This window comes from Cupriavidus sp. DL-D2, assembly GCF_039710735.1.
Taxonomy (GTDB): Bacteria; Pseudomonadota; Gammaproteobacteria; order Burkholderiales; family Burkholderiaceae; genus Cupriavidus.
Genome location: NZ_JBDKXK010000071.1, coordinates 22,160 through 29,685, shown reverse-complemented (window position 1 = coordinate 29,685; position 7,526 = coordinate 22,160). Strand labels below are relative to the sequence as shown.

Below are 7,526 nucleotides of genomic sequence, written 5' to 3'. Positions count from 1 at the left end.
CCATGTCTCCGAACAGGTGTTACCTATGTGTCCGGGCTATACACCGCAAGCGGGAGAGGGGAGAAAGATTAGGCGGGAGAGGGGAGCAACAACAGAGCGAGACAACGGACGTCAAGGCATCCTCAACACCGCCTGGCTCCCACTCACCCCCGGCCTGACTTCCAGCCTTACATCGATCCGTTCCCGCAGCTCCGTCACGTGGGAAATGATTCCCACCAGGCGCCCGGCCTGCTGCAGATCCAGCAAGGTGCGGATCGCAAAATCGAGGCTTTCGGGATCGAGCGTGCCAAAGCCTTCGTCCACGAACAGGGTGTCGAGTTGCATGCCGCCGGCGCGCGACTGCACCACGTCTGCCAGTCCCAGCGCCAGCGACAGCGAGGCCAGGAAGCCTTCTCCGCCAGACAGCGTATTGGCCGGGCGCGTGGCGCCGGTATCGTGATCGAAGACTTCCAGTTCGAGTCCGCCCGCCACACGCTGGTCGCCCTGCTCGCGCACGCGCTGCAATGCGTAGCGGCCTCGGCTCATGCGCATCAGCCGCAGCGTGGCCGCCTCGAGCACCTCGTCGAGCAGCGTGGCCAGCACAAAGCGCTGGAAGGTCATGCGGCGCGGATTGTTGCCGTTGGCCACTTCGGACAGGCGGCCGAGCACCGCGTAGCGCGTCTCCACCTCGCGGCCTTCCGCCGCCAGCGAATCGACCTGACCCTTGCAATGCAGCAGCGCATCGCGCTGGGCGGCCACTTCGCTGCGCTCGCGGATAGCGGCTTCCAGCCGGACCGCGCCCTCGTCGCGCGTGGCCAGCAGCGCGGGCAGGTCTGGTGTCTGCAAAGGCTGCGCGATGGCGGCCGTGCGGGCGCGCCATTCGGTAGCCTTGGCCAACTCCACATCGAACACGCGGATGGACTCGTCCAGCGCCGCCAGTTCGTCGTCGGGCAGGCATGCCGCGCGATAGGCATCGAGATCGGCGAAAGCCGCGGCCTGCAATGCCTCGGCCAACGCGCCCTCGCGTTGGGCTTGTCGCGCGTCGGCTTGCGCTAGCCCCGCATTGGCCGATGCCAGCGCCGCTGCCGTGGCGGCACGCAAGGCTACGGCATCTCGCTCGGCTCCCTGTGCGGCCTGTAGCGCTGCTTCCAGTGCGCCTGCCTCGCGACGCGCGGCCTCCAGCGTGGCGCGCATGACATCGGGATCGCGCGATTCTTCGGGCACCTGCTCGCATTGGGCCTGCCATTCCCCTTCGAGGCGCGCGTGTTGGGCCACGGCGACCCGCACGGCATGATCGGCAGCCTGTGCGGCGGCCTCCGATGCCTCGCGATGCGTCCGGGCCTGCGCGAGTTGTGCGACCAGCGTCTCGGCGCGCTTTGCCGCCTGCGCGGCCACGGCAACGGACTGCGCCAGCGCGGCGACTTCCGCATCCAGCGCCTGCGCGCCAGCATCCGAAACATCTCCAGCGGCCTCGGACAAGTCTGCGAGCCGCGCCTGCGCCTGCTGCACCTGTGTGTCGGCCTGCTGATGCGCCGCTACCGCTTCGGCCAGTTTGTCTTCCGCCTGCCGCAGCGTGGCGCGCACGGTATCCAGATCGTCATCGCTCACCAGCGCCAGCGTCTGTTGCGCCAGTGCGGGGTGGTCCTTGCCGCCGCAGACCGGGCACTGCTCGCCCCGGCGCAACCCAGCCGCGAGCCGCGCGGCCTGCCCAAATCGCCAGTCGACCTCGGCCTGCTGCACGGCGGCCCGCGCCGCATCACGCGCCTCGGTTGCCGTGCGCTTGAGGGTGGCGGCACCCAGCAGTGCCTGTCTCAGCGGAGCCAGTCCGGCCTCGATCTGCCGGCACTTGCCGATGCGCGCGGCGCGCTCGCGGGCATGGGCGATGCGCAACTCCAATGCCTGCAGTCCCGCACTGGCTGCACGGGCGTGTTCGGCGTCGGCTTCGATGGTTTTCAGTGCGGCGGTGGCCGTCTGGAACTGCTCCACCTTCTTGGTGCAGGCGGCCTGCGACATCGCCAGTTCCGTCCCAGCCTGCGCCACGGCATTGCGCAGCACGCCAAGCTTGCACGCCTGCGGCAACAGATTCTCGAGCGTGGTGACGGTGCGCTGCGCGGCCAGGCGTGCGCCGTGGCGGGCCTGCTCTGCCTGCAGTGTGCGCGCGGCGGCATCGGCGGCCTGCGCGGCACCTGCTGCCGACGCTTCGGCGCGTGCCAGTGCGGAGACAGCCTCCACACGCTCCTGCTGCGCGGACCCAAGATGCTGCACGGTCGGCGTGACAGTCGCCGCGCGCCGCGCAGCCTGCAGACGCGTGCGATCGGCATCCACGGCAGACACCTTTGCGGACAACACCGCGTGAACGCCTTCGGCCTCGCGCCACGCCTGGATCTGCGTGCTCTCCAGTTCGCCGCGGCACAGCGACGCCTGCGCGGCCTCGCTGGCGGCGCGCGCCATATCCTCACGGCGCAGCAGTTCGATCAATGTCTCCTGCAGTGCGCCGATCTGGCCGGCCATGACCTCGACCGATTCCATCTTGTACTGGTCCAGCAGCGCCTTGCGCCGCAGCGTGATGTTCTCTGCTTCGCGGCGGATGCCAGCGGCCTGCTCCTTGAGCAGTTCCTCCACGCGGCGATAGAGCTCGGTGTGGAACAGTCGCTCCAGAATGTTCTGGCGCGCGCGCGAATCCGCCGTCAGCAGTTCGCGGAAGCGCCCCTGCGGCAGCACGATGACCTGCCGGAACTGCGCGCTGTCGAAGCCGAGCAGGTCGCGCACGGCATCGCTCACCCGGTTGGGTTGGCTGGCGTGGCTCTTCCACGCGCCGTCGAGCTGCACGTCGAGCTGGGCCTTGGGCGTCTCCTTGACGAACCCACCCGCCGCGCGCTGGCTGGGCCGATCCTGCGTGGGCGATCGCGTGACGCGGTAGTGCATCGATCCCAGCGCGAACTCCAGCGTGACCTCCGTGCGCAGCGCGGGGTCGGCGTTCGCACTGCGCATGTCCTGCGGACTACGCTCGCCACCCGACGTATCGCCGTAGAGCGCAAAGCAGATGGCATCGAGCAGCGTGGTCTTGCCTGCGCCCGTGGGGCCGTGGATCAGGAAGAATGCCTGATCACCCAGCTGGGTGAAGTCGATGGTTTCCGTGGCGGCGAACGGTCCGAACGCCTGCAGCTTCAGGTAAAGCGGTTTCATGCCGATTCCCTTTCCGATGCCTCCAGGCTCGCGAGCAGATCGTCGAGTGCGCGGCGCTGGTCGCCGTTCAGGTCCGCGTCAGACACTTCGCGGAAAAAATTGGCGAACAGACTACCTGTGTCGAGTTCGCGAAGCTGGCGCCCGGCCTCGCCCGCCTGCCCACTGCGTGCGAGGATGGCGCGTTCGATGGCCAGCGCGTTGGGGTACACCTCGCGCAGCCGCGCCATGGGGTCCAGCAGCGCGCCGATATCGGTCAGCACGGCGTGGACATAGTCGTCGCGGTGCGCGTCTCCGGCACCGGCCGCGATCAACGCCGCCAGCTCCCCGTTCAGAATGCGCAGGTTGCGGCGCGGTTGCAAGGCCATCTGTTCGATGCGCACACCGCCGGCCTCGTCGAGTTCGATCAGCGACACGCTCTTGCTGTGATCGGCTTCCGACAGCGAATACTTGAGCAGCGAGCCTGAATAATGCACCCGCCCGCCAATGGTCTGGGGCCGGTGCAGGTGACCGAGCGCCACGAAATCGAACCCATGGAACAGTTCGGCAGCCACCGCACCGCTGCCGCCCACCGACAGCGGACGCTCCGATTCGCTGACCGCGCCGCCCACCACAAAGGCATGGGCGACCGCCACGGATCGCACACCCGCCGGGTGGTCCGCGCGGATAGCATCCAGTTGCGCGCCTAGCGCGGCCTCGTGCGATGACAGGTCAACGCCCAGCGCATCGCGCACCACGGCGGGTTCCGCGTAAGGCAGCGCGTAGATGCGGACGTCCCCATGCGCATCGCTCAGCGTCACGCAGGTGGTGGCCGCACCGACGCGGCCCGCAACATGCAATCCGCGCCCCGCCATCAGGCGCGCGCCGAAATCGATCCGCTGCGCGCTATCGTGGTTGCCGGCGATCATCACCACGGGCACGCCCTCGCCAATCACGATGCGGGCCAGCACGTCGTCCAGCAGTGCCACGGCCTCGGGCGGCGGAACGGCACGGTCATAGACATCGCCGGCAATCAGCACGGCGTCGGGACGCACGTCACGAACGAGCGTGACGAACTGGTCGAGCACATAAGCCTGATCCTCGATCAGGCTGCGGGCATGGAAAAGCCGACCCAGATGCCAGTCGGCGGTGTGCAGAAAACGCAATTCGGTTCCTTGGGGCGTAGTGGCGCAACGGTGGGCGCAACGGCGGGCGCAGTGGCGCAGCAGGCACGGCAATGCCGCGCGGTCCCGCATCATAACGTCGCCGGGCCGGCGCGCCCCTCAGACTGGCTCCGCTTCACTGTCCGCAATCTGGAATTTGCGCATCTTTTCCCAGAGCACCTTGCGGCTGATGCCCAGGCAGGCCGCCGTGTCCTGACGCCGCCAGCCATTGGCATCGAGCGCCGCGATGATGCGACGCCGTTCCTCGGCATCGCCACGCGGATCGGCGCGCTCGGTGCCATCGAATGCGCCAGGACGCAGGGCGCGAAACAACGGGCGGATGCGTTCCTCGTCCCACTCGCCACAGTGCTGCACCGTGATGCCCACGCGTTCAGCCAGGTTGCGCAGCTCGCGCACATTGCCGATGAAGAACGCGGTCCCCACGGCGCCCTTGAGCCAGTCCGGCATCGGTGGCAGCGCATCGTACGTGGCCGCACCGATCATGTGGCGCAGGAACGACTGCAGCAGCCCCACCTTGTCTGCCGGGCCGCGTTCTTCCAGCGTCGGAATGCGCAACTCGATCACGGCCAGCCGGAAGTACAGGTCGGCGCGGAAGCGTCCCTGACTCACGGCTTCGCGGAGATCCTTGTTGGTAGCAGCTACCAACCGGAAGTCGAGCTTCACGGCCATCGTGGAGCCGAGCCGCGTCAGCGCGTTTTCTTCCAGCACGCGCAGCAGCTTGACCTGCTGGAACATCGGCAGGTCGCCGATTTCGTCGAGGAACAGCGTGCCACCCGTGGCCTGCTCGAAGTAGCCGCGATGCGCGAACATTGCGCCCGTGAACGCACCCTTGGCATGGCCGAAGAACTGCGACTCGAACAGCCCGTCCGGAATCGCCCCGCAGTTCACCGCCACGAACGGGCCCTTGCCATAGGTGCCGTTGCGCTCATGGAACAGCCGCGCGATGCGCTCCTTGCCCGCGCCGGTCTCGCCATAGAGCATGACGTTGCTGTCGAAGCGCGCGAACGTATCCACCTGCTCCAGCAGTTGCAGCATCGCGGGCGAACCCGCCACAAGATCCGCCACGTCGGGACGCGACTCCGCCGCCGCCAGCAGTTGCGGCATCAGCTTGGCGATCTGCGTGCGCAAATCCGCGCCCGTAAAGTCGTGCGGCAGGATGTGCGCGTACTCGGCCGGAAAGCGACCGGGATCGGTCTCGCGGTCCGGCGCGCCCACCCAGATCACAGGCATGCCGTGCGCGGCCTCCCCGTCCAGCGTGAACTTGGCGGACCCGATGACCGACGCGCTGATCACCGCGATGCACGGCTTTGCACGCGCCTCGCCGGGCGGCAGCGCATCGAGCGCCCCGGCGCGAATCACTTCGGCGCCCAGCGGCGTCAGGAAGCGCGCCACGCGATCGGCAATCTCGTACTGGCCCTCCCAGACATAGACCTCGAGGGTCTCGTAAGCCCAGCGCTCTGCTTTCATGATGGTTCAGTTCAATTCGGTTCAGTACACCAGTTCGGCGTTGTTGCAATCGATGCTGTTGACTTGCAGGTCGGCGTTGGCGAGGTTGATGCCGAGGGTGTTGGCAAGAAAATCCACCACGAGGCTTAGCAACCCGATGACTGGAGACAGCAACGCGTCCAACAGATCGCCAAGTTTCAGGTTGGCCACCGGGGTATCCAGCGTCGGATTGAGATTCTTTAGTAGCGAGTCCACCGCCCCGGCGAGCGCCGTATTCGACGACAACTGGGCGCTGCCGCCCGGCGCAAGGGTGATTTGGCTGGACGACTGCCAAGCCGGATTGGGCGTGGTCGGGTGCGCTGTCACACCGGTGACCTGCGCGCCCAGCAAGTAGACCTTGGCGATGCCCACAGACTTGTTGGAGCATTGACGGCCATCTTCGCTCATGCAGGCGTCCAGCAGCTTTGTCGAGACATTGACCGTGGCCCGCCGCTGCGAAGGCTGCGCGGCGCACTGTAGCGCCGTGAGATCGGCCTGTGCCGTGGCCGCCCTGGCCAATACCGGCAGATTCACCTCCGCCTTCAACAAGAGCAGGTCTACAGTAGCGTTCACATTGAGATTGAGACCCAATTGCGCAGCACTCGCCGTAGTCCGCCACGTGCCATCGGGCAACTGGCGTGCGGGACCTACGGCAACTTGCGGCGGCTGAATAACGGTCATGGCCGCCGTCGCCGACGTCTTCGCTATGCCGATATTGAGGTTGAGATTCGGCACGTTCAACGCCACCGCATCGGTCCCCCGCGCCACATACGCCGCAGCCGTCAGCAGCGACGCCACATTCAGCCCCACTTCCGCCGCCGACGATGCCGCAGGCGTCAGCACGCCTAAATCGAGCAACTGCTGCAACGTCAGCTTCGTACCGATGCCATTGAGTCCAAGCTGCGTCACGGGGCTGCCCAGCGCGGCACCAAGCAGCGCCTGCTTGCTCGCGGCGTTCAGCACCAGCGCATAAAAGTCCTGGATCGACAACGTGGTGTTCAGTAGTTGATCGACCGTCCCGGCACCGAGCCTGAGGCGCAACTGCTCCAGCGTGACATTGGCGTTCGCCAGCCCATTCCAGTCTGCTATCGAAAGGTTGACCGTGTTGCCCAGTAGCAGCCCCAGCACGCTGCTGGCCGTGCTCAGGTTCAATAGCCCGCTACCAAGCGACAGCGACGCTACCGGCGGACTCCCCGCCGCGATCGCCTCGGCCCGCAGTTGCCGCGACTGTCCGCCCGGCAGCACGAACATCATCGGCACGGTATGCGTGGCCTGCACGCGTACCGCATTGGGAGAGACCAGGGCGGCGTCGTACGCGCCCGTGAAGTGCCGCACGCTGTCACCATTGTCCGGATTGGCGGGGTCCCACAGGCCCAGGCAGGTACGCATGCCATCCGCTGCGCCAACCGCTGCATCGGCGCAGTTGGCCGCAACGGCACTGCCGTATCCGTTCTGGCTTGCCGCCGCACTGACGGACGCCAGGACATTGGTCGAGGTAGTGGCCAGGTCGTCAGCCCGTTTCAGTTGCTGCGCGCCAGACAACGCCGCGAGATCCACCGTCTTCTGCAACTGCCGCTGGCTGTAGAACACATAGCCGACATCGATCGACACCAGCGCACCGATGGCGATGGTGGCAATCAGCACCGCCGCCATCACGCTGATGGCACCGCGTTGCTGAGCTTGGAGAACGGCGGGGCGGACCATGGCGCGTCTCTG

Annotated in this window: 4 protein-coding genes; all 4 read right to left on the bottom strand. The window is 67.0% G+C overall.

Translation table 11 applies throughout. The features are described from left to right. Positions 1 to 111 precede the first annotated feature (111 nt). The 4 genes from ABDB81_RS26485 to ABDB81_RS26470 all read right to left on the bottom strand — a co-directional run bounded on the left by ABDB81_RS26485 (position 112) and on the right by ABDB81_RS26470 (position 7,514). The gene (locus ABDB81_RS26485) at positions 112 to 3,165 is read right to left on the bottom strand and encodes an SMC family ATPase (protein ID WP_346814023.1); all 3,054 of its coding nucleotides are present in this window, start codon (positions 3,163 to 3,165) and stop codon (positions 112 to 114) included. Then, positions 3,162 to 4,307 carry an exonuclease SbcCD subunit D gene (locus ABDB81_RS26480; RefSeq protein WP_346814022.1) on the bottom strand — a complete coding sequence of 382 codons (1,146 nt, stop codon included), beginning with the start codon at positions 4,305 to 4,307 and terminating at the stop codon, positions 3,162 to 3,164. The genes ABDB81_RS26485 and ABDB81_RS26480 overlap by 4 nt, the downstream gene beginning before the upstream one ends. Before the next feature lie 117 nt (positions 4,308 to 4,424). Then, positions 4,425 to 5,792, bottom strand: a complete 1,368-nt coding sequence (locus ABDB81_RS26475; protein ID WP_137925487.1) for a sigma-54 dependent transcriptional regulator — start codon at positions 5,790 to 5,792, stop codon at positions 4,425 to 4,427. Positions 5,793 to 5,813: 21 nt separating this feature from the next. Further along, on the bottom strand, positions 5,814 to 7,514 hold the full coding sequence (locus tag ABDB81_RS26470) for a TadG family pilus assembly protein (protein ID WP_249359393.1): 1,701 nt from the start codon (positions 7,512 to 7,514) through the stop codon (positions 5,814 to 5,816). Between the last annotated feature and the right edge of the window lie 12 nt (positions 7,515 to 7,526).

Excerpts from the sequence above, each read along its gene's own strand:
- ABDB81_RS26470 (WP_249359393.1), bottom strand. The coding sequence starts at position 7,514 with ATGGTCCGCCCCGCCGTTCTCCAAGCTCAGCAACGCGGTGCCATCAGC.
- ABDB81_RS26485 (WP_346814023.1), bottom strand. The coding sequence starts at position 3,165 with ATGAAACCGCTTTACCTGAAGCTGCAGGCGTTCGGACCGTTCGCCGCC.
- ABDB81_RS26475 (WP_137925487.1), bottom strand. The coding sequence starts at position 5,792 with ATGAAAGCAGAGCGCTGGGCTTACGAGACCCTCGAGGTCTATGTCTGG.